At 69.4% G+C, this 26,587-nt stretch carries 26 protein-coding genes and 1 riboswitch; of the genes, 17 read left to right on the top strand and 9 right to left on the bottom strand.

What is annotated here, in order from left to right; genetic code table 11:
- Nucleotides 1-5: 5 nt before the first annotated feature.
- Nucleotides 6-965: an NAD-dependent epimerase/dehydratase family protein gene (locus EV137_RS28105; protein WP_134131404.1), complete on the bottom strand. Its 960-nt coding sequence runs from the start codon at nucleotides 963-965 to the stop codon at nucleotides 6-8.
- A 43-nt stretch (nucleotides 966-1,008) separates the two neighbouring features.
- Here EV137_RS28105 and EV137_RS28100 point away from each other — a divergent pair, with 43 nt between their 5' ends.
- The 6 genes from EV137_RS28100 to EV137_RS28075 all read left to right on the top strand — a co-directional run bounded on the left by EV137_RS28100 (nucleotide 1,009) and on the right by EV137_RS28075 (nucleotide 6,126).
- On the top strand, nucleotides 1,009-1,683 hold the full coding sequence (locus EV137_RS28100; protein WP_134131403.1) for an SDR family NAD(P)-dependent oxidoreductase: 675 nt from the start codon (nucleotides 1,009-1,011) through the stop codon (nucleotides 1,681-1,683).
- 133 nt (nucleotides 1,684-1,816) lie between these two features.
- Nucleotides 1,817-3,301, top strand: a complete 1,485-nt coding sequence (locus EV137_RS28095; protein WP_238175596.1) for an LCP family protein — start codon at nucleotides 1,817-1,819, stop codon at nucleotides 3,299-3,301.
- A gap of 130 nt (nucleotides 3,302-3,431) precedes the next feature.
- Nucleotides 3,432-3,809: a YciI family protein gene (locus EV137_RS28090; protein ID WP_133782581.1), complete on the top strand. Its 378-nt coding sequence runs from the start codon at nucleotides 3,432-3,434 to the stop codon at nucleotides 3,807-3,809.
- A gap of 7 nt (nucleotides 3,810-3,816) precedes the next feature.
- Complete coding sequence (locus EV137_RS28085) at nucleotides 3,817-4,422, top strand: dihydrofolate reductase family protein (RefSeq protein WP_134131402.1); 606 nt, start codon at nucleotides 3,817-3,819, stop codon at nucleotides 4,420-4,422.
- 51 nt (nucleotides 4,423-4,473) lie between these two features.
- A complete protein-coding gene (locus EV137_RS28080) occupies nucleotides 4,474-5,283 on the top strand; it encodes an alpha/beta fold hydrolase (protein WP_134131401.1) in 810 nt (269 codons plus the stop codon).
- A gap of 216 nt (nucleotides 5,284-5,499) precedes the next feature.
- Nucleotides 5,500-6,126 carry a superoxide dismutase gene (locus EV137_RS28075; protein ID WP_134006108.1) on the top strand — a complete coding sequence of 209 codons (627 nt, stop codon included), beginning with the start codon at nucleotides 5,500-5,502 and terminating at the stop codon, nucleotides 6,124-6,126.
- Between the two features lie 96 nt (nucleotides 6,127-6,222).
- Here the strand turns inward: EV137_RS28075 and EV137_RS28070 are convergent, their stop codons facing one another.
- Complete coding sequence (locus tag EV137_RS28070; RefSeq protein WP_134131400.1) at nucleotides 6,223-7,005, bottom strand: alpha/beta fold hydrolase; 783 nt, start codon at nucleotides 7,003-7,005, stop codon at nucleotides 6,223-6,225.
- A 151-nt stretch (nucleotides 7,006-7,156) separates the two neighbouring features.
- Between EV137_RS28070 and EV137_RS28065 the strand changes: the two genes are divergently transcribed.
- Nucleotides 7,157-7,612: a phage holin family protein gene (locus tag EV137_RS28065; protein WP_134006112.1), complete on the top strand. Its 456-nt coding sequence runs from the start codon at nucleotides 7,157-7,159 to the stop codon at nucleotides 7,610-7,612.
- Nucleotides 7,609-7,980, top strand: a complete 372-nt coding sequence (locus EV137_RS28060) for a DUF3618 domain-containing protein (RefSeq protein WP_134006114.1) — start codon at nucleotides 7,609-7,611, stop codon at nucleotides 7,978-7,980. Before EV137_RS28065 ends, EV137_RS28060 begins: the two co-directional genes overlap by 4 nt.
- Before the next feature lie 8 nt (nucleotides 7,981-7,988).
- Here the strand turns inward: EV137_RS28060 and EV137_RS28055 are convergent, their stop codons facing one another.
- A complete protein-coding gene (locus EV137_RS28055) occupies nucleotides 7,989-9,245 on the bottom strand; it encodes an RNA polymerase sigma factor (protein ID WP_134131399.1) in 1,257 nt (418 codons plus the stop codon).
- Complete coding sequence (locus EV137_RS28050) at nucleotides 9,242-10,138, bottom strand: TIGR03564 family F420-dependent LLM class oxidoreductase (RefSeq protein ID WP_134131398.1); 897 nt, start codon at nucleotides 10,136-10,138, stop codon at nucleotides 9,242-9,244. The genes EV137_RS28055 and EV137_RS28050 overlap by 4 nt, the downstream gene beginning before the upstream one ends.
- Before the next feature lie 89 nt (nucleotides 10,139-10,227).
- Here EV137_RS28050 and EV137_RS28045 point away from each other — a divergent pair, with 89 nt between their 5' ends.
- From EV137_RS28045 to EV137_RS28030, 4 genes are read left to right on the top strand one after another with little or no spacing between them, the layout of a single operon-like run.
- Nucleotides 10,228-10,761 carry a TetR/AcrR family transcriptional regulator gene (locus EV137_RS28045; RefSeq protein ID WP_134131397.1) on the top strand — a complete coding sequence of 178 codons (534 nt, stop codon included), beginning with the start codon at nucleotides 10,228-10,230 and terminating at the stop codon, nucleotides 10,759-10,761.
- Between the two features lie 55 nt (nucleotides 10,762-10,816).
- Entirely contained in the window at nucleotides 10,817-13,804 is a 2,988-nt protein-coding gene (locus tag EV137_RS28040) for a glycine--tRNA ligase (protein ID WP_166680080.1), read from the top strand.
- Nucleotides 13,804-14,772, top strand: a complete 969-nt coding sequence (locus EV137_RS28035; protein WP_134131395.1) for a pyridoxal-phosphate dependent enzyme — start codon at nucleotides 13,804-13,806, stop codon at nucleotides 14,770-14,772. The genes EV137_RS28040 and EV137_RS28035 overlap by 1 nt, the downstream gene beginning before the upstream one ends.
- Nucleotides 14,765-15,673 carry a ribonuclease Z gene (locus EV137_RS28030; protein ID WP_134131394.1) on the top strand — a complete coding sequence of 303 codons (909 nt, stop codon included), beginning with the start codon at nucleotides 14,765-14,767 and terminating at the stop codon, nucleotides 15,671-15,673. Before EV137_RS28035 ends, EV137_RS28030 begins: the two co-directional genes overlap by 8 nt.
- 111 nt (nucleotides 15,674-15,784) lie before the next feature.
- Here the strand turns inward: EV137_RS28030 and EV137_RS28025 are convergent, their stop codons facing one another.
- Nucleotides 15,785-16,594: an alpha/beta fold hydrolase gene (locus EV137_RS28025; protein ID WP_134131393.1), complete on the bottom strand. Its 810-nt coding sequence runs from the start codon at nucleotides 16,592-16,594 to the stop codon at nucleotides 15,785-15,787.
- Between the two features lie 28 nt (nucleotides 16,595-16,622).
- Nucleotides 16,623-17,567, bottom strand: a complete 945-nt coding sequence (locus tag EV137_RS28020; protein WP_134131392.1) for a helix-turn-helix transcriptional regulator — start codon at nucleotides 17,565-17,567, stop codon at nucleotides 16,623-16,625.
- A 42-nt stretch (nucleotides 17,568-17,609) separates the two neighbouring features.
- On the opposite strand from EV137_RS28020, the gene EV137_RS28015 reads away from it, so the two are divergent.
- Nucleotides 17,610-18,773 carry an epoxide hydrolase family protein gene (locus tag EV137_RS28015; protein ID WP_311136385.1) on the top strand — a complete coding sequence of 388 codons (1,164 nt, stop codon included), beginning with the start codon at nucleotides 17,610-17,612 and terminating at the stop codon, nucleotides 18,771-18,773.
- Nucleotides 18,774-19,250: 477 nt separating this feature from the next.
- On the opposite strand, the gene EV137_RS28010 is transcribed toward EV137_RS28015, so the two are convergent.
- Nucleotides 19,251-20,081, bottom strand: a complete 831-nt coding sequence (locus tag EV137_RS28010; protein WP_134131391.1) for an oxidoreductase — start codon at nucleotides 20,079-20,081, stop codon at nucleotides 19,251-19,253.
- Nucleotides 20,082-20,177: 96 nt separating this feature from the next.
- On the opposite strand from EV137_RS28010, the gene EV137_RS28005 reads away from it, so the two are divergent.
- Complete coding sequence (locus EV137_RS28005) at nucleotides 20,178-20,735, top strand: TetR/AcrR family transcriptional regulator (protein ID WP_134006133.1); 558 nt, start codon at nucleotides 20,178-20,180, stop codon at nucleotides 20,733-20,735.
- Between the two features lie 83 nt (nucleotides 20,736-20,818).
- Nucleotides 20,819-22,576: a S1C family serine protease gene (locus EV137_RS28000; protein ID WP_134131390.1), complete on the top strand. Its 1,758-nt coding sequence runs from the start codon at nucleotides 20,819-20,821 to the stop codon at nucleotides 22,574-22,576.
- Between the two features lie 180 nt (nucleotides 22,577-22,756).
- Here EV137_RS28000 and EV137_RS41160 read toward each other — a convergent pair whose 3' ends face one another.
- Complete coding sequence (locus EV137_RS41160; protein WP_202871181.1) at nucleotides 22,757-22,981, bottom strand: hypothetical protein; 225 nt, start codon at nucleotides 22,979-22,981, stop codon at nucleotides 22,757-22,759.
- A gap of 148 nt (nucleotides 22,982-23,129) precedes the next feature.
- Entirely contained in the window at nucleotides 23,130-24,344 is a 1,215-nt protein-coding gene (locus EV137_RS40780; RefSeq protein ID WP_202871180.1) for an NAD-dependent epimerase/dehydratase family protein, read from the bottom strand.
- Nucleotides 24,345-24,479: 135 nt separating this feature from the next.
- Here EV137_RS40780 and EV137_RS27985 point away from each other — a divergent pair, with 135 nt between their 5' ends.
- Both EV137_RS27985 and EV137_RS27980 read left to right on the top strand, forming a co-directional pair.
- Nucleotides 24,480-25,889: an MFS transporter gene (locus tag EV137_RS27985; RefSeq protein WP_134131389.1), complete on the top strand. Its 1,410-nt coding sequence runs from the start codon at nucleotides 24,480-24,482 to the stop codon at nucleotides 25,887-25,889.
- Nucleotides 25,886-26,419: a TetR/AcrR family transcriptional regulator gene (locus EV137_RS27980; protein WP_134131388.1), complete on the top strand. Its 534-nt coding sequence runs from the start codon at nucleotides 25,886-25,888 to the stop codon at nucleotides 26,417-26,419. Before EV137_RS27985 ends, EV137_RS27980 begins: the two co-directional genes overlap by 4 nt.
- A 69-nt stretch (nucleotides 26,420-26,488) precedes the next feature.
- A riboswitch (S-adenosyl-L-homocysteine riboswitch) is annotated at nucleotides 26,489-26,565 on the top strand.
- Nucleotides 26,566-26,587 lie beyond the last annotated feature (22 nt).

The following is a 26,587-nucleotide window of genomic DNA, read 5'->3' as shown; positions in this document are numbered from 1 at the left end:
GTGGGTTAGCCAGGCAAATTGTGGTGGGTGAGGAGGGCTGCTTCGGCTTCGGGGGTGAGGCCGATCGTGAGGGGTGGGGTGCCTCGGTCGTGGTCCCACTGGAGGACGTCGGCGACGGTTCGGCGCAGCGGAGTGACGGGCATGCCGACGGCGCGGGCCTTAGCTGGGTTGCGGCGACGTTCACCCCATTCGGACTCGGGGTCGATGAGGGGGAAACGGCGCGGTACGGCGTCGAACGGGACAGGGACGATGTCGACGGTGCTGCCGGACAGCTCGGCCGCGGTGTGGATCAGTTCCGCGATGGTGGAGTCGGGACCGGTCGCGTTGTAGGCGCCGGCGCGGTCGTCCGCGACGAGCCGCGTGATCAGGCCGGCGACATCGCGGCTGTCCACCAGTTGGAGCGGCGCCTCGGGCTTGGTCGGGAGCGCGACGCGGCCTCCACGGGCGCCGCGCCGGATCCAGTAGAGCGCCGTACCGGACGAGTCGCCGGGGCCCGTGACCCGACCGGGGCGGACGAGCGTCGCGCGATCGCCGTACCGCTCGACGACGTCGTCCTCGCACGCGACCTTGCAGGGTCCGTACGTGTCGTTCGTGAGTACGTCGGCGTCGCGCAGCGGCTCGCGGCGTGGTGCGGTCTCGTCGGTCCCGGCCGGCAGATCCCGTACGTAGACGGCATGGCTCGAGATGAACACGTACCGCCCGACGCGGTCCCCGAGCACGTCCATCGCCTGATCGACGTCCCGCGTCCGGAAGCCGCTCGTGTCGACGACCGCGTCCCACTCACCGGTCCGCAGCGCCGAGTAGTCGCCCGCCTCGCGATCCCCGATCAGCTGCGTCACGCCTGCGGGGAGCGGCGTACCACTCTTCCCGCGACTGAACGACGTGACGTCGTAGCCCCGCGCCAACGCGTCGTCCACGACCGCGCGCCCGACAAACCCGTTCCCACCCAGCATCAGAATCCGCACAACCGATGAACTTAGTCCCCGCAGTCCGATTAGGCTCGCGGATATGACGAAAACGGTCGTGGTTGCCGGTGGCACCGGCACGCTCGGGGTCGCGGTGACGGCCGAGTTCCTGCGGGCCGGCTGGCGGGTCGTCGTACCCGGGCGGTCCGAGGAGTCCCTCGCCCGCCTCGGCGCCGACCCGGCGCTCAACCCGGTGATCGCCGACCCCTTCGATCCCGCCGGTACGGCGGATGTCGTCGCGCTCGCCACCTCGGACGAGAACGCTCCGCTCACCGCCCTGGTCAACCTCGTCGGCGGTTTCGCATCCGGGTCCCGGGTGCACGAGACGCCGATCGAGGACTTCGAGACGCAGCTCCGGCTCAACCTGCGTCCGACGTACCTGATCACCCAGGGGGTCCTGCCGCATCTGCTCGCGGGCGGTGGTGGATCGATCGTTTGTACGTCGAGCGGCGCCGCGCTCCGCCCGTTCTCCGGGGCGGCCGGGTACATCACCGCGAAGGCCGGGGTGATCGCGTTCGCCGACGCATTGCACGCGGAGTACGCACGCGACGGCGTCCGGGTGAACACCATCCTGCCCGGCACCATCGACACCCCCGCGAACCGCAGCGCGATGCCGAAGGCCGACACCAGCAAGTGGAGCCCGCCGGACCGGATCGCCGCCGTGGTCCGCACACTCGTCGAGCAGGAGGGCTTCAACGGCGCTCATCTGACCGTTTGACAACCGATTGACCCTGTAACACGTCTGAAGAGGTAAGGGCGCGGGTACTTGACGCACACTTGAATCAGGGGACGACGGGGCGACAGGGGTGCCGATGGGGAGTGCGCGCGCGACGGCGAGGCGGCCGCGGTCGATGCCGAAGTTGCTGGGGTTCACTCTGTTGGGCGCTCTGATCCCAGGACTCGGGCTGATCGTCGGCGGGCGCCGGCGGATCGGCGCGTTCGTGCTGACGCTCTTCCTCGGCCTGGTCGGACTCGGGGTGTACGTCGGTCTTACCCGGCGGGACGAGGTGCTTGCGGCCGCCGTCGTACCGAGCCGGCTGTTGATGACCTCGGTGGTGATCGGCGCGCTCGCGTGCTGCTGGATCGTCGTGATCGTGGCCTCGCACCGGTCGTTGCGTCCGGCAACGGGTGGAGCCGGCGGCCGGGCCTTCGGCGCGACGTTCGTCGGGCTGCTGTGTTTCGCGGTCGCGGCACCGGCGGCGATCGGCGTACAGAGTGTGCTGGCGCAGCGGTCGCTGGTGCAGGACGTGTTCCAGGCGCAGGGTGAGAGCAGGAGTGCCACCCGGCCGTCGACGGTCAACGTCAAGGATCCGTGGGAGGACAAGCCGCGGCTCAACCTGCTGCTGCTCGGCGGTGACGACGCGCCGAGCCGCGAGGGCGTGCGGACCGACACGGTGATCGTCGCGAGCATCGACACGAAGACCGGCAACACGGCGCTGGTCTCACTGCCGCGGAACCTGACGTTCATGCCGTTCCCGGCGGACTCGCCGCTGCGCAAGTACTACCCGAACGGCTTCGGCAAGGAGGGGCTCAGCCTCGACGGGCGGCTGGAGTGGATGCTGACCGCGATGTACCAGAACGTCCCGGACGCGCATCCGGGCATCCTCGGGCCGTCCGACAACGAGGGCGCGGACGTGGTGAAGCAGTCCGTCGGCGAGGCGATCGGGCTGAAGCTCGACTACTACCTCCAGGTCAACCTGCAGAGCTTCCCGGAGATCGTCGACGCGCTCGGCGGGATCCGGGTGAATGTCAACGAGCGGGTCGCGATGGGCGGCGTCAGCAGCTCGCACATCCCGCCGAAGGAATGGATCGAGCCGGGACCGAACCAGCACCTCGACGGTCGGCACGCGCTGTGGTTCGCGCGCGGGCGGTACGGCGCCGACGACGACCAGCGGCAGGTCCGGCAGCGGTGCGTGATCAAGAGCATCGTCGACGCGGGGGATCCGCAGACGCTGGTCACGAAGTACAAGGCGATCGCTCGCGCCGGCAAGCACCTGCTGCGAACCGACATACCGCAGGAGCTGCTGCCCGCGATGGTGCAGCTGGCGCTGAAGGTGAAGTCGGGAACGGTCTCGAACGTCACGCTCGACTCCGACAAGCTCCGCCTGAAGTACCTGCACCCCGACTACCAGGCCCTCCGCGACACCGTCGAGAACGCCCTCGAGTCCGCCCCGCCCCCGACGCCCGCCACCCCGCCGGCCAAGCCCGGCACCACGCCGACCGAGCCCGGCACCACGCGCAAGCCGCCCACCACAACCACCACCGCGCCCCCCGGCCCGACCCAGAACCTCGCCGACGCCTGCGCCTACAACCCCAACGGCGACCAGCCGAACTAGCCCTCGCGCACCGCCGCGTCGCCTGTACGAGCTGACCGGGGAAATGATCTGAAGTCAGGGTGTCGATCTGGTGGTGGCCCGCTCGACGTGAGAGTAAGAGCTCGACCGACACGACGAGGGAGCATCAGCGATGCGCTACATGATCATCAACAAGGCCGACGCGGACAGTGAGGCCGGGAAGTTGCCGCCGCAGGAGGTGGCCGAAGGTGTCGGACGGGTCGTCGAGGACCTGTCGAAGGCCGGCGTACTGCTGTTCGCGGAAGGCGTGCACCGCAGTTCGCTCGGCGCGCGGGTCAAGGTCGACGCCGGCAAGCGCACCGTCACCGACGGCCCGTTCGCCGAGACCAAGGAGCTGATCGGCGGTGTGATCGTCGTCGAGGTCCGCAGCCGCGACGAGGCGATCGAGTGGGCCGCGCGGCTGGCCGAGGCCCTCGGCTCCGAGGTCGAGGTACGCCGGGTTGTCGAGGAAGCCGACTTCGGCCCGGACTCCGACGCGTTCGAGAGCTGACGCGATCATGAAACTGACGACGATCACACAGGTCTCCGTCGACGGAGTGATGCAGGGAAACGGCCCGTCGGAGGTTGACCGCAAGCAGGGCTTCGAGCGCGACGGCTGGGCGATGGCAGCGTTCGACAGTGAGGCAACGGCGTTCGTCAACCAGTTCTGCGAGCGCGCCGGTGGGTTCCTGTTCGGCCGGCGGACATACGAGATCTTCGCCCGCTACTGGGGCGCGCTCGCTCCGGGCAGCGGTCCGATCGCGGACGCCTTCAACACGAAGCCGAAGTACGTCGCGTCGAACACCCTCACCGAGGCGACGTGGTCGGACACGACCGTCCTGTCCGGTGACCTCGCGGAGGCCGTCGGCGAGCTGAAGGCCGGGCCGGAAGGCGAGTTGCAGGTGCACGGCAGCGGTGTCCTGGTCCGGTGGCTGCTGGAGAACGACCTCGTCGACGAGATCGTTCTGCTCGTCGTCCCGGTGGTCGTCGGCCAGGGCACGCGACTGTTCCCCGACAGCGGCCCGGACCTGGCGCTCGACCTGGTGGAGTCGCGATCCTTCCCGACGGGCATGACGCTCCAGGTCTACCGGCCGGCCGGGCGCCCGCAGTACGCAACTGCCTGATCCCCACGGACACCGATGTCCATTCGTGCCACCCTCGTTCGTGGAGATGGCATGAACAACACGCTGAAGGTTTCCGACGCTGAGCTGTACTACGAGGTGCGCGGATCAGGACCGCTGCTGGTCCTGGTCGGCGCCCCGATGGACGCGGCCGCGTTCGCGCCGCTGGCCGACTTGCTGGCGCCCGACTACACGGTCCTGACGCTGGATCCGCGCGGGGTGAAGCGGAGCAAGCTCGCCCCGCGCGGTACGTCGCGACCCGAGCAGCGGGCCGACGACCTGGCCGCGCTGATCCGGCACGTCGACGCCGGGCCGGCCGTCGTACTCGGCTCCAGTGGGGGAGCGGTGAGCGCGCTCGCGCTGGCCCAGCATCACCCGGACGTCGTCCGGACCGTGATCGCGCACGAGCCGCCGCTCGACCGGCTGATCCCGGACGCGGACGAGGTACTCGCGCGGTCGGAGAAGCTGATGGCCGACTACCTCGCCGGTGACGTGACCGGCGCTTGGAAGCAGTTCTTCGCGCTCGCCAACATCCAGCTGCCCGACGAGGTCGTGGAGATGATGTTCGGCGGCGAGCGGGACCCCGAGCAGGAGGCGACGGAGCGGTTCTGGTTCGGCCACGAGATGCGCGAGTCCATCACCTGGCTGCCGGATGTCGACAAGCTGCGCGCCGTCGACATCGTGGTGGGAATCGGCGAGGAGTCGACCGGTCAACTCTGCGACCGTACCTCCACCGGCCTGGCCGACCGGCTCGGCATCGAGCCGACCCGTTTCCCGGGCGGCCACACCGGCTTCGTCGACCACCCTGACGCCTTCGCCGAGGCTCTGCGTGCGCTGCTGGGAACCGTTCATCCGCGGAGGTGAGACTCGCCCGTGGGTCGTCAGGTGGAGTATGTGAAGCTGGGAGGTGTTCGATGGGTGCGCGGGTGTCAAGGCGATCTCATCGGGCACCGGTCCCGACGTACCACGCTCGTCGGCGTGGCGTCTTGACCTCAACCGTGGTTGAAGTTTCAAGCTGGTGCCGCTGACACAGGACATCGGAGATATCGGCCCTCGCGGGGCCCTGACGAAGGAGCAGAGTTGACCACGTACACGCTTCCCGACCTCCCCTACGACTACGGCGCACTGGCGCCGAGCATCGCCGGCGAGATCATGGAGCTGCACCACGACAAGCACCATGCGACCTACGTGAAGGGTCTGAACGACACCCTGGAGAAGCTGGCCGCGGCCCGCGAGAAGGACGACTTCGGCGCGATCGTCGGGCTGGAGAAGTCGCTCGCCTTCAACCTCGGCGGGCACGTCAACCACTCGATCTTCTGGAAGAACCTGTCGCCGGACGGTGGCGACAAGCCGGACGGCGAGCTGGGTGCCGCGATCGACAACTTCTTCGGGTCGTTCGACGGGTTCCGGTCCAACTTCACGGCGAGCGCCACCACGATCCAGGGCTCCGGCTGGGCGATCCTCGCCTGGGACGCGCTCGGCGGGCGGCTGCTCGTCCACCAGCTGTACGACCAGCAGGGCAACCTGCCGGCCGGGCAGATCCCGATCGTGATGCTGGACATGTGGGAGCACGCGTTCTACCTGCAGTACAAGAACGTGAAGCCCGACTACGTCAAGGCGTGGTGGAACGTCGTCAACTGGGCCGACGCCCAGGCGCGCTTCGACGCCGCCCGCTCCGGCGCCGGCGCCTTGATCACCGGCGCCTGACCAACGCGGACGCCCACGTCATCACCATTGATCGCGCCCGCCGGGTTCCCGCTCACGCGGGGCCGGCGGGCGCGATTGTGATGGCCTGGGGATCCGTCACCTGCAGAAGTCCGCGATCACCGGGGCGATCGCCGCGGCCTTGATCACGTGGTTCTGACCCGGTACTTCGGTGTGCTTGGCACCCGGCACCGCCGCTGCGAGGGCCCGCGTCGAGGTCTTCATCCACTGCGGGCTCTTCCCGCCGTTCACCACCAGCACCGGCTGCTCGATCGGCGCCCACTGCTCGGTGTCCATCGGGTCGCCGAAGCAGTTGTTCCCGAGCACCTGCGCGTCGTACGGCAGAGTGTGCGCGATCGCCTTCATCGGCTTCCAGGCCGGCATCAGCTTCATCATCGTGACGAAGATCCCGGGCAGCCCGATCCCCTTCGTGAAGAAGTACTTGATCGCGTCGCCCGGCTCGAGCGCCTGCAGGTCGGCGACCCAGGTCCGCGGGATCTGCTTGCGGCTGTCGTCGACGACGTACGGCGGCTCGAACGCGACCAGCTTCTCGACCGGCAACTCGGCCGCCGTCGCCCGCAGCGCCAGGGCAGCGCCGGACGACGAGCCGTAGACGTACGCCGATCCGCCGGCCGCCTCGATCACCGCGGTCAGGTCCTCGATCTCCCGCTCGACCGCGTAGTCGCCCGCGTCGCCGGAGTCGCCGCGCCCGCGGCGGTCGTAGTTGTAGACGGTGAAGAGGTCCGCGAGTGCCTCGGCGAGGTCGGGCATCGGACCCTGTGCACGGGAGCAGAGCGCGCCGTCGACGAGAACGAGCGCCGGCCCGTTCCCGCGCCGGTCGTAGGCGATGGTGGTGCCGTCCTTCGATACGACGGTGTTCATGATTCCTCCTGGTGGGTGACGATCTCACCCGTGCGTCGAACAGCCGGCGACTACTCGACATCATGTGATGCAGATCACTTCAGCCTCGGTCGGCTGCGTGGCGGTCGCGCGGTATGGGTACCGGTGCGGCAACCGAGTACGGGAGGCGGTCATGACGACACGCCCGGAACTGGTCCGGCGTGAGACCGGACTGAATCGACTGAACGGTCAGGACACGAACATCGGTGGGCTCGTGAGCCAGGCGACCACCGACCTCAGCCAGTTGGTCCGCGACGAAATCGAGCTGGCCAAGGTCGAGCTCAAGGAGAAGGGCAAGGAGGCGGGCGTCGGCGCCGGGTTGTTCGGTGGGGCCGGCGCGATCGCGCTGTACGGTCTCGGCGTCCTGATCGCGGCGGCGGTCCTCGGGCTCGCGACCGCGTTGCCGGCCTGGCTGTCGGCGCTGATCGTCGCGGCGGTGCTGTTCGCGATCGCCGGCGTCGCCGCACTGCTCGGCAAGCGGCACGTCTCCCGTGCCACCCCGCCCGTCCCGAAACGTGCCGTCGACGGCGTGCACGAGGACCTGGAAGCGCTCAAGGGTCACCATCCAGAAGGAAAGAGCACCCCATGACCACCACCAAGAATGCCACTCACCGGGAGCCGATGACCGAGAGCGAGACGCTCCGGGAGGATCTCGAGTACACCCGGCAGCACCTCGCCGATACGGTCCAGGAACTCACCCGGCGGCTGAACGTTCCGCACCGGATGAAGGAGACCGCGTCGAGCGCCGGCCACCGCATGTCGGGTGCCGCGGGCCAGACCGGTCAGATGATGAAGGGCGCTGCGGGGCGCACCGGTCAGATGATGAAGCAGGTGCCCAGTGCGATGCAGGGCCTGCCCGCGACAGGCAAGCGCCACCCGAAGGCGACCGCCGCAGTCGGCGGAGCCGTGGTACTCGGTGCCGGCGCCATGGCCTGGTTGGCACGCCGGCACAAGTAGGCGGTTGGTCAGCAGGCGGCGGCGCGTTCCAGGAGGAGTTTGCGTTCGCGTTCGTTGCGGGTCAGGGCGGCGGCCTTCTCGAACTCGGCGCGGGCCTCGTCCAGGCGGCCGAGCTTGAACAGCAGGTCACCGCGCACGCTCGGCAGCAGGTGGTACTCCTTCAGCGACGGGTCGTCCGCCAGCAGGTCGACCGCTGCCAGTCCACGTTCCGGGCCGAAGGCCATCGAGATGGCGACGGCCTGGTTCAGCTCGATGACCGGCGACGGGGTCACTTGCGCGAGTACGGCGTACAGGCCGGCGATCCGGGCCCAGTCGGTGTCCTCGGGATCGGTCGCGCGGGCGTGACAGGCAGCGATCGCGGCCTGCAGGAGGTACGGGCCGGGCGGTTTCTCCAATGCCCAGGCGCGTTCGATGCCTTCGAGACCGCGGCGGATCAGGAGGCGGTCCCAGCGGCGGCGGTCCTGGTCAAGGAGCAGTACCGGCTCGCCGTCGCTCCCGACGCGGGCGTTCGCGCGGGACGACTGCAGCTCCATCAACGCCAGCAGGCCGAGGACTTCGGGCTCCGTCGGCATCAGCTCGACGAGCAGCCGGCCCAGACGCATTGCCTCGTTGCACAGGGCCGGCCGCATCCAGTCGTCGCCAGCGGTCGCGGAGTACCCCTCGTTGTAGATCAGGTAGACGACCTCGAGGACTGACGACGTCCGTTCCAGGAGCTCCGGCCCGGACGGCACCTCGAACTCGACGCCGGCCTTGGCCAGGTTGCGCTTGGCGCGGACGATGCGCTGCGCGATCGTCGCCTCCGGGGCGAGGAACGCGCGGGCGATCTCGTCGGTCTTCAGGCCGCCGAGCAGCTTGAGCGTCAGCGTCACCCGCGCGTCCATGGTGAGCACCGGGTGACACGCGGTGAACACCAACCGGAGCAGGTCGTCCTCGATGTGGTCCTCGAGGATCGCCTCCACATCGTCCTCGACGCTGTCGCCGTCGATCTCCAGCTCGTGGCCCAGCTCGGCGAGCTTGCGCTGGTACGTGTCCTTGCGCCGGATCAGGTCGATCGCCCGCCGTTTGGCGATCGCCATCAGCCAGGCGCCGGGATTGTTCGGTACGCCGGACTCGGGCCACTGCTCCAACGCGGCCACCAGGGCGTCCTGCGCCAGCTCCTCCGCGAGCCCGACGTCCCGCACGATCCGCGCGACGCCCGCGATGATCCGCGCCGACTCGATCCTCCAGACCGCGTCGACCGCCCCGTGCGCATCCGTAACCGTCACCCGCCGATAGTAGACACGAATGCGGTCGTCCGGGCCTGCTCCTCCGCGGTACCGATCGGCGCCAGCATCAGGTCGGTCACGCCGGTGTCGCCGATCCGGGTGAGCTGCTTCGCGATCGAGTCCTCGTCGCCGACGATCAGTACGTCGGCCACGTCGGCACCTTCCCGGTCGAGCATCGCGCGGTATTCCGGGACCTGCCCGGCCAACGCGAACTGCTCGGCGAACCGCGCCCGTACGGCATCCTCGGCGGACGTGAGACACACAGCAAGCCCCGCCACGATCCGCGGAGTGCGGCTCCCGGACGCTCGGGTGATGGTCGGTACGACGTGGTTGGTGAGTGTCCGGGGTCCGGTCATCCAGGTGATCGTGCCGTCGGCGAGCTCGCCCGCGACCTTCAGCATCGCGGGCCCGAGCGCGGCGATCAGCACGGACGGAGCCTGGGCCCCGGGGAGGTCGATCGCACCGATGGCCGTGTACGTCTCGCCGTGATGGTCGACCGTCTCGCCCTGGAGCAGCGGCCGCAGCACTTCAAGGTACTCACGCATCCGTCGAGCCGGTCGATCGGTGGGTAGCCCGTACATCGTGCTGACCATGCGGGCGATGCCGGCGCCGATGCCGAGCGTGAGCCGGTTGCCGATCGCCGCCTGCACGGTCAGTGCCTGCGTCGCGAGCACGAGTGGATGCCGCTGGGGGAACGGTACGACCGCGGTGCCGAGCTCGATACCGAGCGCCGCGGGTCCGGCGACCGCCAGCGTGGTGAGGGCGTCCCAGCCGACGCCGTGCGTCACCCAGGCCGAGTCGGCCCCGGCCGCGGCCGCCTCCTGGATCTGCCGGGTGATCTCGGGCAGCGGGGCCCGTCCACGGACGTCGCCGAACGCCAAGCCAATGCGCATCAAGTCTCCTCGAACTCAAACGGGGTGGGCCCCCGTTTATTGGCGGCTACGATATGGGGGACCACCCCACTTATGTCAAGGATGTGCCGATGCGTGCGGACGCTCAGCGGAACCGGGACCGCCTGGTCGCGGTCGCGGCCGAGGTGGTCTCCGAGCAGGGCGCGGACGCGTCGCTGGAGGAGATCGCCCGCCGGGCGGGTGTCGGGTCGGCGACCCTGCACCGGCATTTCGGCGGCCGGATCAGGTTGCTGGAGGAGGTGTTCCGGAGCAGCGTCGACGAGGTCTGCGCACAGGCGACCGAGCTGCTCGACGAGCCGGATTCCCTGCAGGCGTTGACGAACTGGCTGCGCGCGATGGTCCGGCACGCGACCAGCAGTCGCGGTCTCGCGACGGCGCTGGTGATGAGTGGGGACTGTGGTTCGGACACGCACGCCCGGGTGATCTCGGCCGGCCGGAAGCTGCTGGAGCGCGCTCAGGAGGCCGGCGCCGTACCCGCGGAAGTCCGGATCGAGGACCTGCTGAAGCTGGTCAACGGCATCTCGCTGGCCAGTGCCGAGGACACCGCTCAGGCCGACCGGTTGCTCACGCTGGCAATCCGGGGGATAGCACCCGCCTCCTACTAATAGACTTCGCAGCGGAAACCCCCCGAAAGATGGCTTGAGGTTTGCTGTGCTCACCATGCAGGACGCGCTGCTCGCGCTCACGAAGTACTGGACCGACCGGGGCTGCATGGTCGTGCAGCCGTTCAACACCGAGGTCGGGGCCGGAACGCTGAATCCCGCGACCATCCTGCGGGTGCTCGGTCCGGAGCCGTGGCGGGTGGCGTACGTCGAGCCGAGTGTGCGGCCGGACGACAGCCGCTACGGCGAGAACCCGAACCGGCTGCAGACGCACACCCAGTTCCAGGTGGTGCTCAAGCCGGACCCGGGCAACCCGCAGGAGCTGTTCCTGGACAGCCTGTCCGCGCTCGGGATCGACATCGACGCGCACGACGTGCGGTTCGTCGAGGACAACTGGGCGAACCCGGCGACCGGGTCCTGGGGCCTGGGCTGGGAGGTCTGGCTGGACGGTCTGGAGATCACCCAGTTCACGTACTTCCAGCAGGCCGGCGGGATGACGCTGGACCCGGTGTCGGTGGAGATCACCTACGGCATCGAGCGGATCATGATGGCGCTGCAGGGTGTCTCGCACTTCAAGGACATCGCCTACGCGCCGGGCATCTCGTACGGCGAGGCATTCGGCCAGGCGGAGTACGAGATGAGCCGGTACTACCTGGACGACGCGGACGTGGAGTCGCAGAAGCGCTTGTTCGAGGAGTACGCGAACGAGGCCCGCCGGATGATCGACGACCGCCTCCCGGTGCCGGCGCACATCCAGGTGCTGCGGTGCTCGCACACGTTCAACGTCCTCGACGCCCGCGGCGCCGTCAGTACGACGGAACGCGCCAAGGCGTTCGGCCGGATGCGGACCCTGGCTCGCGAGGTCTCGCGGCTGTGGGCCGAGCGCCGCGAGGAGCTGAAGCACCCGTTGGGTCTCGCCGAACTGCCGCCGGCGGCGGCGCAGCCGACCGAGTTCCCCAAGATCACCGGGACCCGGCAGTTGACCTTCGAGATCGGCACCGAGGAGATGCCGCCGTCCGAGGTCACCAAGACCGCTGCGGCGGTGCAGGCCGCGCTGGAGGAGAAGCTGGCCGCGACGCGGCTCGAGCACGGCGCAATCACGACGTACGCGACCCCGCGCCGGGTAGTCGCCTTCGTCGCGTCCGTCCAGGCCGGTGAGCCGGATGCCGAGCGGGTGGTCCGGGGCCCGAAGAAGGCGGCCGCGTACGACGCCGACGGCAACCTGACCAAGGCCGCTGCCGGGTTCGCCCGCGGTCAGAAGGTGGAGCCGTCCGAGCTGCACGACCTCGATGTCGACGGCGTCGAGTACGTCGCGGTGACCAAGCCGGACCCTGGTCGCGGGGCGGCCGAGGTGCTGAGCGGCGTACTGAGTGAGATCGTCGCGGGCCTGCGCTCGGACAAGAACATGCGGTGGAACGACGCCAAGCTGTCGTTCACCCGCCCCATCCGCTGGCTGGTCGCGTTGCTCGGCGACGAGATCGTCCCGGTCTCGGTGTCGAGCCTCGCGGCCGGACGGACGACGCGGGTGCATCGGACCGCCGCCCAGCCGAAGGTCGAGATCGCATCGGCCGAGGGCTACCTGGACCTGCTCCGGATCCACGGCATCGAGGCCGACCCGGCTCGTCGGCTGGCGCAGATCGTCGAGGCCGCGGCGGAGCTGTCGAAGGGTGTCGGTGGCACGGTCGACGCCGAGGGCGAGTCCGCGCTGCTCGACCAGATCGTCAACCTGGTCGAGGAGCCGACGCCGATCCTGGGCGGGTTCGCGGCCGACTACCTGGACCTGCCGAGCGAGATCCTCACGACCGTGATGCGCAAGCATCAGCGGTACCTGCCGGTCCGCGACGCCGACGGCAAGCTGCTGCCGCACTTCGTTGCCGTGGCCAACGGTTCGGTCGACGAGGACCTGGTCCGGGCCGGCAACGAGGGCGTACTGCGGGCACGCTACGAGGACGCCGCGTTCTTCTGGCGGGCCGACCTGGAGACGCCGCTGGAGTCGATGAAGAGCGAGCTGGAGAAGCTGGCCTTCGAGGAGCGGCTCGGCTCGATGGCCGATCGGGCCGGCCGGATCGGGCGGATCGCGCTCACGCTGGCGTCGAAGGTCGACCTCGACGGCGACGACCTGGCCACGCTGAAGCGCGCCGCCGAGCTGGCCAAGTTCGACCTGGGTTCGCAGATGGTGGTCGAGCTGACCAGCCTGGCCGGCACGATGGCGCGCGAGTACGCCAAGCGCGCCGGTGAGACCGAGGCCGTCGCGCAGGCCCTGTACGACATGGAGTTGCCGCGGTCGGCCGGTGACCCGGTCCCGTCCACGACCCCGGGTGCGCTGCTCGCGCTGGCCGATCGGTTCGACCTGCTGGCCGGGCTGTTCGCGATCGGCGCGAAGCCGACCGGGAGCTCCGACCCGTTCGCGCTCCGCCGTGCCGCGGCCGGAGTCGTTGCGATCCTCCGCGAGCACCCGGCACTGCGGGCGATCACGTTGCCGGTCGGCTTGAAAGCGGCCGCGGACGAGATCGGTGCGCAAGGCATCGACGTACCGGCCGACTCGCTCGACGAGGTCGCCGACTTCACTGTACGGCGGTACGAGCAGCAGCTGCTCGACCGCGGCGACGATCACCTCCAGGTTGCCGCCGTGTTGCCGTTGGCAACTGCTCCGGTGGTCGCGGACGAGACGCTGAAGACTCTGCAGGGCCTCGTCGGCAACAGCGACTTCGCCGACCTGGTCGCGGTACTGCAGCGCGTCCGCCGGATCGTTCCGGAAGGCACCGAGGCGGAGTACGACGCCGGCAAGCTCACGGAGCCTGCGGAGGTCGTGCTGCACGAGGCGGTCCAGAAGATCGGACAGGCACCGACCGGGCTCGGCGACTTCGTCTCGACTGCCTCGGTTCTAGTCGATCCGGTGAACGCGTTCTTCGACGAGATCCTCGTGATGGCGAAGGAGCCGGAGATCCGCGCCGCACGGTTGGGGCTGCTGGCAACGATCAGCCGGCTCGCCGCACCGGTCCTCGACTGGCAGGCCCTCGGCACGAGCCTCAACGCTGCAGAGTGATGACCCCCGCGGAAGCTGCCGCACGGGCCGAGCGCGTCGCGCCGGCACTGCGGGAGCACCTGCCGCCGACACCGTTCGTCCGGTACGACGCGTTCAGCGAGGAACTCGGCGCCGAGGTGCTCGTGAAGTGCGAGCACCAGCAGCGGACGGGATCGTTCAAGGCCCGCGGTGCGCTGGCGAAGATCCTCACGCTGACCGAGGCGGAGCGGGCGGCAGGCGTGATCACGGCGTCCACCGGGAATCACGGACTCGGGGTCGGTAACGCACTCGCGACGCTCGGCGGTCATGGCATCGTCTACCTGCCCGAAAACGCCGCGCCTGGCAAGGTCGCGGCACTGCGCCGGCTCGGTCTGGAACTACGGGCTGAGGGCAACGACACCGGCGTCCTCGAGATCAAGGCGCGGGCGTACGCCGCGGAGCACGGGCTGGCGTACGTTCCGCCGTACAACGACCCGGACATCATCGCCGGGCAGGGGACGGTCGGTGTCGAGATCGTCGAGCAGCTGGCCGGCGCGTCGCTCGATGCGGTCGTGGTCGCGGTCGGTGGTGGCGGGCTGATCAGCGGAGTCGCCGCGGTGCTCAAGAAGCACTTGCCCGGGATTCGCGTGTACGGCGCGCAGCCGGCTGTCGACGACGCGATGGCGGCCTCGGTACGGGCCGGCGAGATCGTACAGATCGACGCCGGGCACACGTTGTCGGACGGTACGGCGGGCAGCGTCGAGCCTGGGAGCATCACCTTCGATCTGTGCCGTGAACTGGTCGACGACTGGGTGCTGGTCGAGGAGGATGCGATCCGGGACGCGCTCCGGATGGTTATCGACACCGAGCACCAGTTGATCGAGGGCTCGGCAGCGCTGGCGTTCGCAGCTGCGAGCAAGCGACGTACCGAATTGACCGGGAAGCGCGTCGCGGTCGTGTCCTGCGGCGGCAACATGTCGTCCTCCACGTTGGTGGCCGCGCTTGCGTGAGCTCGTCGTGCTCGGGACCGGCAGTCAGGTGCCGTCCCGGGAACGTACGCAGAACGGGTACTTCCTGCGCTGGGACGATGAGGGGTTCCTGTTCGATCCCGGCGAGGGGACGCAGCGGCAGATGATCTACGCCGGGCTCGCGGCCGGGGCGATCACCCGGTTGTGTGTGACGCACTTCCACGGCGATCACTGTCTCGGGGTGCCAGGCGTGGTGCAGCGGTTGTCGCTGGACGACGTACCGCATCCGGTGCGGGCGCACTATCCGGCGTCGGGGCAGACGTACTTCACACGGTTGCGGTACGCCGCCTCGTTCTTCGAGCGGGCCGAACTGCTCGAGGAGCCGGTGGAGGAGGACGGGCTGCTGTCCGTCGGCTCGTTCGGGCAGTTGTGGGCGCGGCGCCTGGAGCACCCGATCGAGTCGTTCGGGTACCAGTTGATCGAGCCCGACGGACGCCGCATGCTCCCGGACAAGCTCGCGGCGTACGGCGTGACCGGGCCGGACGTCGGCCGGCTGCAACGAGCCGGATCGCTCGACCTCGGCGATCGCACTGTGCGTGTGGAGGACGTCAGCGAGCTGCGGGCGGGGCAGCGGTTCGCGTTCATCATGGACACCCGCCTGTGTGAGAACGTCCTGCGCTTGGCCGACGGGGCCGACCTGCTGGTGATCGAGTCGACGTACCTGTCGTCGGAGACGGAGTTGGCGCGCCGGTTCGGTCACCTGACCGCACGCCAGGCGGCCCGGGTCGCGGAGGAGTGCGGCGTCCGCAAGCTCGTCCTCACGCACTTCTCCCAGCGCTACCTGGAACCGGAACGCTTTCACGAGGAGGCCGCGGCGGAGTTCTCCGGCGAGATCGTGGTCGCCGCCGACCTGACCCGCACACCGGTCCCGTCGCGGCGCTAGGCGGACCTCAGCCACTCACCAACTGCTCGTGTGCGACGTGGCGCACGCTCAGGGGAGTCCCGGAGCGGTCATCGGGGCGGGTTGGTGAGTGGCACAGGTCCGCAGGTGGCGTCAGCCGTTGTCGGCGAGGAAGTCGTCGATCAGGGCGTTGACCTCTTTCGGGGACTCGAGTGCCGCCAGGTGTGCGGATTGCTCGAGTACGACGAACCTCGCGCCGGGGATGGAGTCCGCCATCTCCTCGGTCTCCGCGACCGGGAACGTGGCGTCCTCCGCACCGGCCACCACCAGCACCGGCGTCCGGATCTTTCCGAGCAGGGCGCGCTGATCGGGACGATGCGGGACCACACTGGTGACGGCGTGCCGTCCCGAGGTGATGTCCACCTTGCGGGCGAGTTCGTTGACTGTGGCAACGACCTCGGGCTTCTCGCGTTTCGCGGTCGGGCCGAGGAAGGCGTCGCGGACCGGCCCGGTGAGCGGTCCGCGCATCCCGCCGAGGAGCTGCGCCGCGCGGATCAGGACGCCGTACTCGACCTTCTGGCGTCGTCCGGCCGGTGACGCGGTGGCGTTCATCAGTACGGCGATGCCGATCCGGTCCGGATGCAGTGCCGCGAAGGTGCCGCCGATCATCCCGCCCCAGCTGTTGCCGACCAGGTGCACCTTCTCGACCTGCAGGTCGTCGATGATCGCCAGTATCACCTCGGCGCACTGCTCGAACGTGAACGGCCCGGTCAGCGGATCGCTACCGCCGTGCCCGGGCGGATCGACGAGGATCACCTGGAAGCGATCCGCGAAGTGCGCGGCCTGGGCGGACCACAGCGTGCCGTCCATCAAGAGGCTCGGCCAGAACAGCATCGCAGGCCCCGACCCGCCGACGCGCAGGCGGATCCGGCCCAGCACAGTCCCGACGTACCGATCCTGCATGCCTGAACGGTACAGGGACACGCCGCTGTCAGGACGCCGGAATCGCCGCCGCCAGGCGCGTCGTGAGTTCGCGGATGTGGTCGATGAGCTCCGGCGGTGACTGGATCTCGAGCGGGTAGCCGAGCAGGCCGAGGTGCAGCGCGAGTTGGTCGAGCGAGTTGGCCCCGGTCTCGACCAGCGTCGTCGTCGCGTCGACAGACGTCACCGTGGCGACGGCCGGCCCGAACTTGTCCGCGACCTGCTCGGCCGGGGCCCGGACGAGCAGTCGGGCCTGGTAGCGGTAGCCGCCGTACGCGACGCCGCGGTTCGTGGTCGCGAGATCAGGCACCTCGCGCGGGGTGAACCGCGGGCCGGTCGGGATGCGTGGCTCCACCCGGTCGACGCGGAACGTCCGCCAGTCGTCACGGTCGAGATCCCACGCGACCAGGTACCACCGCCGCCCGGTGTGCACGAGCCGGTGCGGCTCGGTCGTCCGCGTGGCCGCCGTACCGTCGTGATTGCGGTAGTTGAAGCGCAGCCGCTGGTGGTCCCGGCATGCGGCGGCGACCGCGAGCAGTACGTCGGGTTGTACGGACGGACCGCCCGAGGGCGTGACGGCGATCTGCTGGAGAAGTTCGATCCGGTGGCGCAGTCGCGACGGGAGGACCTGTTCGAGCTTCGTCAGCGCGCGGACCGACGACTCCTCGGTGCCCGCGACGGTCCCGTTCGCCGCGGCGCGCAGTCCGATGGCGACCGCGATCGCTTCCTCGTCGTCGAGCAGCAGCGGGGGGAGTGCGGCGCCGGCGCCGAGGCGGTAGCCGGCGACACCGGGGATCGCGTCGACGGGGTAGCCGAGGTTGCGGAGCTTGTCGACGTCCCGCCGTACCGTCCGGACCCCGACGCCGAGCTCGCCGGCCAGGGCGGCGCCGCTCCACTCCTTGGGTTGCTGCAGCAGGGAGAGGAGCTTCAGCAGTCGTGCCGAGGTCTCGATCATGTTCTGAATTCTGGCAGCTTCCTAGGACTGAAGGTGTCCTAGGTGGGTGACAGAGTTGTGGACATGATCAAGCCGTTCAGCATCGACATCCCGCAGAGCACGCTCGACGAACTCGCCGCCAAGCTGGCGAGCACCCGGCTCCCCGCACCGCTTCCCGGCGACGACTGGAACACCGGCGTACCGGTCTCCTGGCTTTCGTCGCTGGTCGACTACTGGCGTACGTCGTACGACTGGCGCGCCGCCGAGAAGGAGCTGAACTCGTACCCGCAGTTCACCGCCGAGATCGAGGGGCAGCGGATCCACTTCATCCATGTCAGGTCCGCGGAGCCGGATGCGCTGCCGCTGATGCTCACGCACGGCTGGCCGGGGTCGATCGTCGAGTTCCTCGATTTGATCGGCCCGCTGACCGATCCGGTTGCTTTTGGTGGGCAGGCTTCGGACGCGTTCCATGTGGTCATCCCGGCGCTGCCCGGGTTCGGATTCTCCGGGCCGACGGCGGACGACGACTGGACCTTCCCGCGGATCGGCCGGGTGTGGGCGGCGCTGATGAACGAGCTCGGTTACGAGCGGTACGGCGTACAGGGCGGCGATCTGGGTGGATCGGTGTCACCCGAGGTCGGACGGGCCGCCCCGGAGCACGTGGTCGGCGTCCACACGAACGGCGGGACGAACCTGCCGCCGTTGCAGATGTCCGACGAGGAACTGCAGACGCTGACGCCGCTGGAGCAGGACAAGATGCGGCGGATCGGTCAGTTCATGAAGGACGAGTTCGGCTACATCTCGATCCAGTCGACCCGGCCGCAGACGCTGGGCTACGGCCTGGTCGACTCGCCGGTCGCGCAACTGGCCTGGATCATGGACAAGTTCAAGGCCTGGACGTACCCGGCCGAGACCTTGCCGGAGGCAATCATCAGCAAGGACCGGCTGCTGACGAACGTGATGATGTACTGGCTGACCGGGACCGGCGGGTCGGCGGCCTACATCGGGTACGCGCAGCCGCGCGACTGGACGCCGCGGCCGAACTCGGGCGTCCCGACGGCCGTCCTCGCGTTGGCACACGACGTCGCGATCCGACGGTACTGCGAGACCTCGAACACGATCACCCGCTGGACCGAGGTCGACCACGGCGGCCACTTCGCAGCCCTGGAAGAGCCCGAGCTGCTGGTGAGCGACGTCCGCGAGTTCTTCCGCGACCTACGCGGATAGCGCCACTCTTGGCCTGCTGTGGCATTTGCTGGGTTGACGTCCGAGATACAGGGTTTACACCCCGGACCCCCGACGTCAACCCGGCTTCTCGAACGCCAACCCGGCTTCTCGGACGTCGTGCCGGCTTCCCGAACGTCGTCCCGGCCGCTCGGAGGTCAACCTGGCTTCTCGGACGTCGTGCCGGCTTCCCGGACGTCAACCCGGCTGCTCGGAGGTCGGCCGGCTTCGCGGACGTCGTCCCGGCTTCTGGGACGTCAACCCGGCTTCTGGGACGTCAACCCGGCTTCTGGGACGTCGTCCCGGCTTCTGGGACGTCAACCCGGCTTCTGGGACGTCAACCCGGCTTCTGGGACGTCAACCCGGCTTCTGGGACGTCAACCCGGCTTCTGGGACGTGCCGGCTTCTCGGACGCTTACCCATCCTGGCGGTGGTGATCGCCGGCCCATCAGCTGTGGGTGGTGATCGCCGGGTATCGCGTCAGTCGAAGTCGGTTGAGGTGGTGAGGTGGGCCCAGGCGGTGGCTTCGGCGGCACGGGAGGCCGACGCGCTTTCGGCGAGCTTGAGGGCGTCACTGCCGAGCAGCAACCTGAGTGGCGGGTTGTCGAGGCCGACGATCTCGAGGATGGCCTGCGCGGCCCTGGCCGGGTCGCCCGGCTGCTTGCCGTCCATCTCCAGGCGGCGCCGGTGCATCTCGCCGACGGTGGACTCGTAGTCCGGGTGCACCTCGGCGAGCTGCATCGACGAGCCGCCCCAGTCGGTCCGGAAGCCGCCCGGCTCGACGATCGTCACCTTCACGCCGAACGGGCGCACCTCGTTGTTCAGCACCTCGGAGAAGCCTTCGACGGCGAACTTCGCGGTCTGGTACGCACCCATGCCGGGCGTCCCGCCGGCCCGTCCACCGATCGACGAGAACTGCAGGAAGTGCCCGCCGCGCTGCTCGCGGAACACCGGCAGCGCAGCCTTCGTCACGTTGACCACACCGAACAGGTTGGTCTCGACCTGCGCCCGGAAGTCGTCGTCGGCCATCTCCTCGATCGACGCGCTGTTCGCGTAGCCGGCGTTGTTCGCCACCACATCCAGCCCGCCGAACTCCGTCACCGCGGTCCGTACGGCGGCGCGCGCGGCGTCGGCGTCCGTGACATCGAGCGCGACTGCCCGCAGTTGGTCGCCGTACTTCGTCACCAGGTCGTCGAGTTGCTCGGGTTTGCGGGCCGTGCCGACGACGCGGTCGCCGGCCGCCAGCACCGCCTCGGTCAGCGCGCGACCCAGGCCGCGCGAGCTGCCGGTGACCAGCCAGATCTTGCTCATTGCCGTTCCTAACTAACCGTTTGGTTGGATACAGCCTCTATCTAACCAACTGGTTGGTTGGAAATCAACCAACCGGTTGGTTGGTAAGCTCGCCGTATGCAGCAACGGAACGCAGACCGGACTCGGGCCCGGATCCTGGAGGCCGCCACCGAGGAGTTCGCGGCGCGCGGGATCGGTGGTGCGCGGGTCAGCCGGATCGCCGAGGTGGCCGAGTGCAACAAGGCGATGCTGTACGCCTACTTCGGGAACAAAGACGCCTTGTTCGATGCGGTGTTCAGCGCGTCGGTGGAGAAGTACCTGGACGAGGTCGGGTTCGACGTCGAAGACCTCCCGTCGTACGCGGGCCGGGTGTTCGACTACTTCGAGGAGCATCCGGACCGGCTCCGGCTGTCGGTCTGGTACCGGCTCGAGCGGCCGGACGGTCAGCCGTTGGAGGCGATCGTCGCGGTCAATCAGCGCCGACTGGAGGAGATTCAGCGGGGGATCCGGCGCCGGGTGGTGTCGCGCCGGTTCACCCCGGTCACTCTGCTGTCGTTGATCCAGGCGATCGCGACGAGCTGGTCGTCGATGAATCCGGAGTACGGCGCGGAGTTGCCGGACCGGTCGCAGCGGCGGACGGCCGTCGTGATGGCGGTGGAGCGGATTCTCAGCTGATTCATTGGCGGGCCCGATGGAGTTCTCAGTCTCGCGAGCTCTACTCGAAGGCAGAGGGAACTTGCCGAGGAGGGCGACACCAGATGAACGAGAGCGCTGGACCGGGACCGTACAACGGCGGACAGCAGCCCCAAGGCGGGCAAGCGCAAGGTGGGCAGCCGCCGCACGGCGGGCAGGCGCAAGGCGGCCAGGCGCCGAACGGCGGCCAGCCGCAAGGTGGGCAGGCGCCGAACGGCGGACAGCAGTACGGCGGACAGCAGTACGGCGGACAGCAGTACGGCGGACAGCAGTACGGTGGGCAGGCGCCGCACGGCGGGCAGCAGCACGGTCGGCCGTATGGGCAGCAGCAGCCGTATCCGCAGTACCAGCAGATGCCGCAGTACGGGGCGCCTCAGTACGGCGCGCCTCAGTACGGGGCGCAGTTCGGTTCGCCGTACCCGTTCGGTCCTCCGCCGCAGCTGCCCAAGAAGCGCGGGCGGCGACTGCTCGGCGCCGGCGCGCTCGGGCTGGCCGCCGTGCTCGTCGCCGGATCGGTTGCCTGGGGCATCGACCAGCGCGCCGGCGCGAACAGCTCGCAGCTGTCGCAGCAGGCGTTCGACCCGGCGGCCGTGGCGGCGAAGGTATCGCCGGGGCTGGTCGACGTGAACACCGTCCTCGGGTACGAGAACGCGCGAGCGGCCGGCACCGGGATCGTGCTCACCTCCGACGGCGAGGTCCTCACCAACCACCACGTGATCGAGGGCGCGACGTCGATCACCGTGACGGACATCGGGAACGGGAAGACGTACAGCGCGAGTGTCGTCGGGTACGACGAGGAGCACGACATCGCCGTACTGAAGCTGAAGGACGCGTCCGGGCTGGAGACCGCGAAGACCGGGAACTCCGACCAGGTGAAGCTCGGCGACCAGGTGGTCGGGGTCGGGAATGCGGGCGGCGTCGGCGGTACGCCGAGTTACGCGGCCGGGAAGGTGACGGGGCTGAACCAGTCGATCACCGCGACCGACGAGAACGGGCAGGACCCGGAGAACCTCGAGGACCTGATCCAGACCGACGCGAACATCCAGGCCGGCGACTCCGGCGGCCCGCTGGTGAACGCGAACGGCGAGGTGGTCGGCGTCGACGTGGCCGGCAACGGCGGCAACAACGGCGGCCAGGGCCGTCCTGGACAGACCTCGGCGTCCACCGCGCAGGCAGCCACCGCGACCCTCGCCGCCTGGGGCGACGGCAACACCGGCACGGGAAACGGCAACGGCTACGGCGACCCGAACGGGACCGGCGGCTTCCCGTTCGGCAACGGCTCCGGCACGGGCAACGGTTACGGGGACGGGTCGGGCGACGGATCCGGTAACGGAAACGGCGACGGGACCGGCGGCTTCCCGTTCGGGAACGGGTCGGGTGATGGATCCGGCAACGGGTACGGGGACGGCTCGGGTGGTGGGTCCGGGAACGGTTCTGGTGACGGGTCGGGGACGACGACCGAGGGGTATGCGATCCCGATCAACCAGGCGCTCGACATCGCCGAGCAGATCGAGGACGGGAAGGCGTCGGCCGACGTACACATCGGCGACTCGGCGATGCTCGGAGTCTCGGTCGTGACCAGCGCCGGTACCAGTGGAGCGGTCGTCGGCGACGTGGTCGCGGACGGTCACGCCGACGAGGCCGGCATCGAGGCCGGTGACGTGATCACCTCGTTCGCCGGGCACGCCGTCACCTCGCCCGACACCCTGTCCGAACTGCTCAACAAGCAGCACCCGGGCGACAAGGTCGAGGTCGGCTGGACCGACCAGTCCGGTCAGACCCACAAGGCAACCATCGAACTCATCACAGGCCCGGTCCGCTGACCCCAGCACCCCCTCGCTGCCGGCGGACCGCCCAGATCGGGCCCGACGCTCCCCCTCCCCCCTCGGAGCGCCGGGCCCGATCCCTTTGCCCGCACCGAGTCGTGAGAATCGGCGCCAAACCTCAACCACAATCCACGACTCGCGATCCGGGCCGCCGACCAAACACCACGACTCGACGAGTCAGGAGGTGAAGCCGGTGCGCCACGTCGGGTGGGCGGGGGACCAGCCGAGCGAACGGGCGTAGGCATTGGAGGCCCCACGAGCCCACGGCGTTCGCGCGACACCCGGCTCACCCGGTACGTCGCCCGCAGTCGGACCGCCCCCAGCTCCACCGCCCGCGGCGCCCGCTTCAACCGGTACGTCGCCCGCAGTCGGACCGCCCGCAGCTCCACCCGCCCGCTTCACCGCCCCGCTTCACCGCGCCTCGCAGCGCCGGGTCCGGTCTTCTTTGCCCCCGCCGAGTCGTGGAAATCGGCAGTTAAACCAGTGAAAAGCCAGCCATAATCCACGACTCGCGCTCCCGGGCGCCGGCCAATCGCCACGACTCGACGAGTCAGGAGGTGAAGCCGGTGCGCCACGTCGGGTGGGCGGGGGACCAGCCGAGCGAACGGGCGTAGGCATTGGAGGCCCCACGAGCCCACGGGGTTCGCGCGACACCCGGCTCACCCGGTGCGTCGCCCGCGGTTGGGTCGCTCGTAGGTCCACCGGCCGCGGCGCCGGCTTCATCCGGTGCGTCGCTTGCGGTTGGATCGCTCGTAGCTGCGGCGCCCGTGGGAGCGGCGGGTGTGGTGGGGCGGGAGGCGGTTGCGTTGGATGAGGTGGTGGTTTTTGGGGGAGGGGCGCCGACGGACTGGGCGAAGGCGGGGGTCCAGGTTGAGGCGGGGGCCGGGTCGTTGTCGACGATGTTCACGGGGCCGGTGGGCCAGGTGAGGGCGGCTGTTGCGGCCGTGGCGGCGTCGTCGACGTGGAGGAAGCTGGTGATGTCGGGGCCGGCGGGGAGGTTGCCGGTGCTGGCGAGGTCGGCCATCAGGGCGCCCTTGGTGTACCAAGTGTCGGGACCGTAGAGCATGCCGTAGCGGAGCACGACCCACTCGGGTGCTTCGGCGGTGATCGCCTCGAGTGTGGCGACCGCCTCGACCGTGGCGCGTCGGGTGGCGTCCGGGGCGTGCAGGTCGAGCGGGGTGGATTCGGTTGCGGGCGTCGAGCCGGGCTCGTACGCCCACGCGATGCTCTGCGACACAACCCGCCGTACGCCGGCGGCCAGGGCTGCGTCCACCAGGTTGCGCGTGCCCTCGCGGCGGATGCGGCTGTTCGCGGCGAAGTCCCGCGACGCCAGATCGGTCAGTTGATGCATCACCACATCCGGCCGAGCCTCCGCAATCACCTCTCGCAGCCGCTCAGCGTCATACACATCCCCCACAACGGTCGTCACGCCACCAACCGTCGCCCCGCCCGATCCGCCGACGGCTGTCCCACCATCCAACCTCCCGCTGGACCCACCGATCCCGTCGGCGGCCGTCGTCCCACCGCCCAACCTCTCGCTGGACCCACCGATCCCGCGGACGGACGAGCCCCCACCGCCTAACCTCCCGCTGGACTCACCGATCCCGTCGGCGGCCGTCGTCCCACCAGCCAACCTGCCGCCGGACCCATCTGGTTCGGGGTGGGGGCGGCGGGTCAGGGCTGTTACGTGGTGGCCTTGGGCTACTAGGAGGGGGACGAGGCGGCGGCCGATTGCGCCGGTGGCGCCGGCGATGAAGATCCTCATGCGAGCCACCGTAGGCAACTGGGTGCCGGTCGCGCTGGGCCAATTGGTGAGCGGTTTCCCGGTCCACTTCCAACGGGGGTGAACAAGCGTTTACGATGCTGGGTAAACAACTGTTCACCTCTGTGAGGACTTCGCTTGACCGTCCGTCCTGCTGCCCGTCCACGCCTGGTCCTAGCAGCGCTAGCGTTCTGCGGCGTGCTGGTCTCGATCAGCCAGACCATCGTGGTACCCCTGCTCCCAGAACTCCCCGCGATCACGCACAGCCCGCCGTCCGACGTCAGTTGGCTGATCACGGTCACGCTGCTCACCGGCGCGGTGTTCACGCCGCTGCTCGGCCGCGCCGGGGACATGTACGGCAAGCGCCGCGTCCTCCTGATCGCCCTGGCGTCGATGGTCATCGGCTCACTGCTCTGTGCGAGCAGCTCGAACTTGAGCGTGCTGATCGTCGGCCGCGCATTCCAGGGCGCTGCGGTCGCGGTCGTCCCGCTCGGCATCAGCATCCTGCGCGACGAACTGCCGCCGCGCCGGGTGATCCCGTCGATCGCCATCATGAGCTCGACCCTGGGCATCGGCGCCGCGTTCGGCATCCCGGCCGCGACGCTCGTCGTCGAGTACGCGAACTGGCACACGATGTTCTGGATCAACCTCGGGCTCGGCGTGCTCGACATCGTCCTGGTGCTGCTGATCGTGCCGGAGTCCGCGATCCGCACCCGCGGCCGGTTCGACATCCTCGGGGCCTTCGGACTGAGTGCGTTCCTGGTCTGCCTGCTGCTCGCGGTTTCCAAGAGCAGTGCCTGGAGTACGACGACGATCGTCGGCCTGTCCGCCGCCGCGATCCTGATGGTCCCGCTCTGGGGCTGGTACGAGTTGCGCACGAAGAGCCCGCTCGTCGACCTCCGCGTTTTCGCGCGTCCGGCCGTTCTCTTCACGAACCTCGGCGCTCTCCTGATCGGATTCGCCTTCTACGCCAACTCGCTGTCGACCGCCCAACTCGTCCAGGAGCCGACCTGGACCGGCTACGGTCTCGGCGAATCCATCGTGGTCAGCGGCCTGTGCCTGCTCCCCGGCGGGGTCGCGATGGTGCTCCTCTCACCGGTGTCGGCCCGGATCTCGAGCGCGCGCGGCCCGCGGTTCACGCTCGCGATCGCGTCGGTGCTGATGGCCGCCGGGTACGTCGTCCGCCTCTTCACCAGCAGCAATGTCGCCGGGATCGTGATCGGTGCAACGGTCGTGAGCGCCGGAACCGCCGTTGCGTACTCGGCGCTTCCGGCCTTGATCATGCATGCTGTGCCGGTGACCGAAACGGCAGCCGCGAACGGACTCAACACGCTGATGCGCACGATCGGGCAGGCGATCTGCAGCACGATCGTGGCCAGCGTGCTCGCCGGCGTCACGATCTCCTCGGGCGGCCGGGTCGCGCCCGCGCTGTCGGCGTACCTGATCGTGTTCGTCATTGCCGGCATCTCGGCGCTGGTTGCCGCGGGTCTGGTCATGTTCATCCCGGCGCGGCGGCCGGAGCCGGTGGCGGTCCAGGTGAGGACGTGACGGACCCGGGGCGGACCACGATCCTCCGCGCGGCGCGCAAGGCGTTCGCACGGGAGCCGTACGACGCGGTCACGTTGCGCGGGGTCGCTGCGGACGCCGGTGTCAGCGCCGCCCTGATCGTCAAGTACTTCGGCGGCAAGGAAGCGCTGTTCGAGCGGGTCGCCGACTTCACCGAGGCGGCCCAGCTGCTGCTCGCCGCACCGAACGAGCGGCTCGGCGAACACGCCGTCCGCACGCTCGTCGAGTACCGCCGGGACAACGATCAGGATCTGCTCGTCCGGGTCGTCTTCGCGGCCGGCAAGGCCGACGAGCGGGCGCAGATCCGCGAGCACTTCCGCGACCAGGTCACCCGCGCCTTCGCCGCCCGGCTGACCGGACCGGACGCCGAGCTCCGGGCGGGCCTGATCACCGCGCACCTGCTCGGCCTCGGCGCCGCGATCGCGATCGACAAGACGGGCCCGATCGCCACCGCGGACCTGGACACCGTCGCGGAGCTCTACGCGCCGGCGATCCAGCAACTCATCCACTGATTGAACGCCCGTCCTAGAATGTGGACAATGCGCTTGGCGCTGAGTGTGACGCCACTAACATGGACCATCCAGGCCGAGAGGCGCTGCAACGGACCCAGGTCCGCCACGCTCGACCTGGAGCACTGATGCAAGGGCGCCTCCGGAGAATTCTTCTGGAGGGGTTGGCAG

The organism is Kribbella pratensis (assembly GCF_004366075.1).
Taxonomy (GTDB): domain Bacteria; phylum Actinomycetota; class Actinomycetes; order Propionibacteriales; family Kribbellaceae; genus Kribbella; species Kribbella pratensis.
The sequence above is the reverse complement of the archived record's forward strand: the minus strand, read 5'-3'. Positions and strand labels throughout refer to the sequence as shown.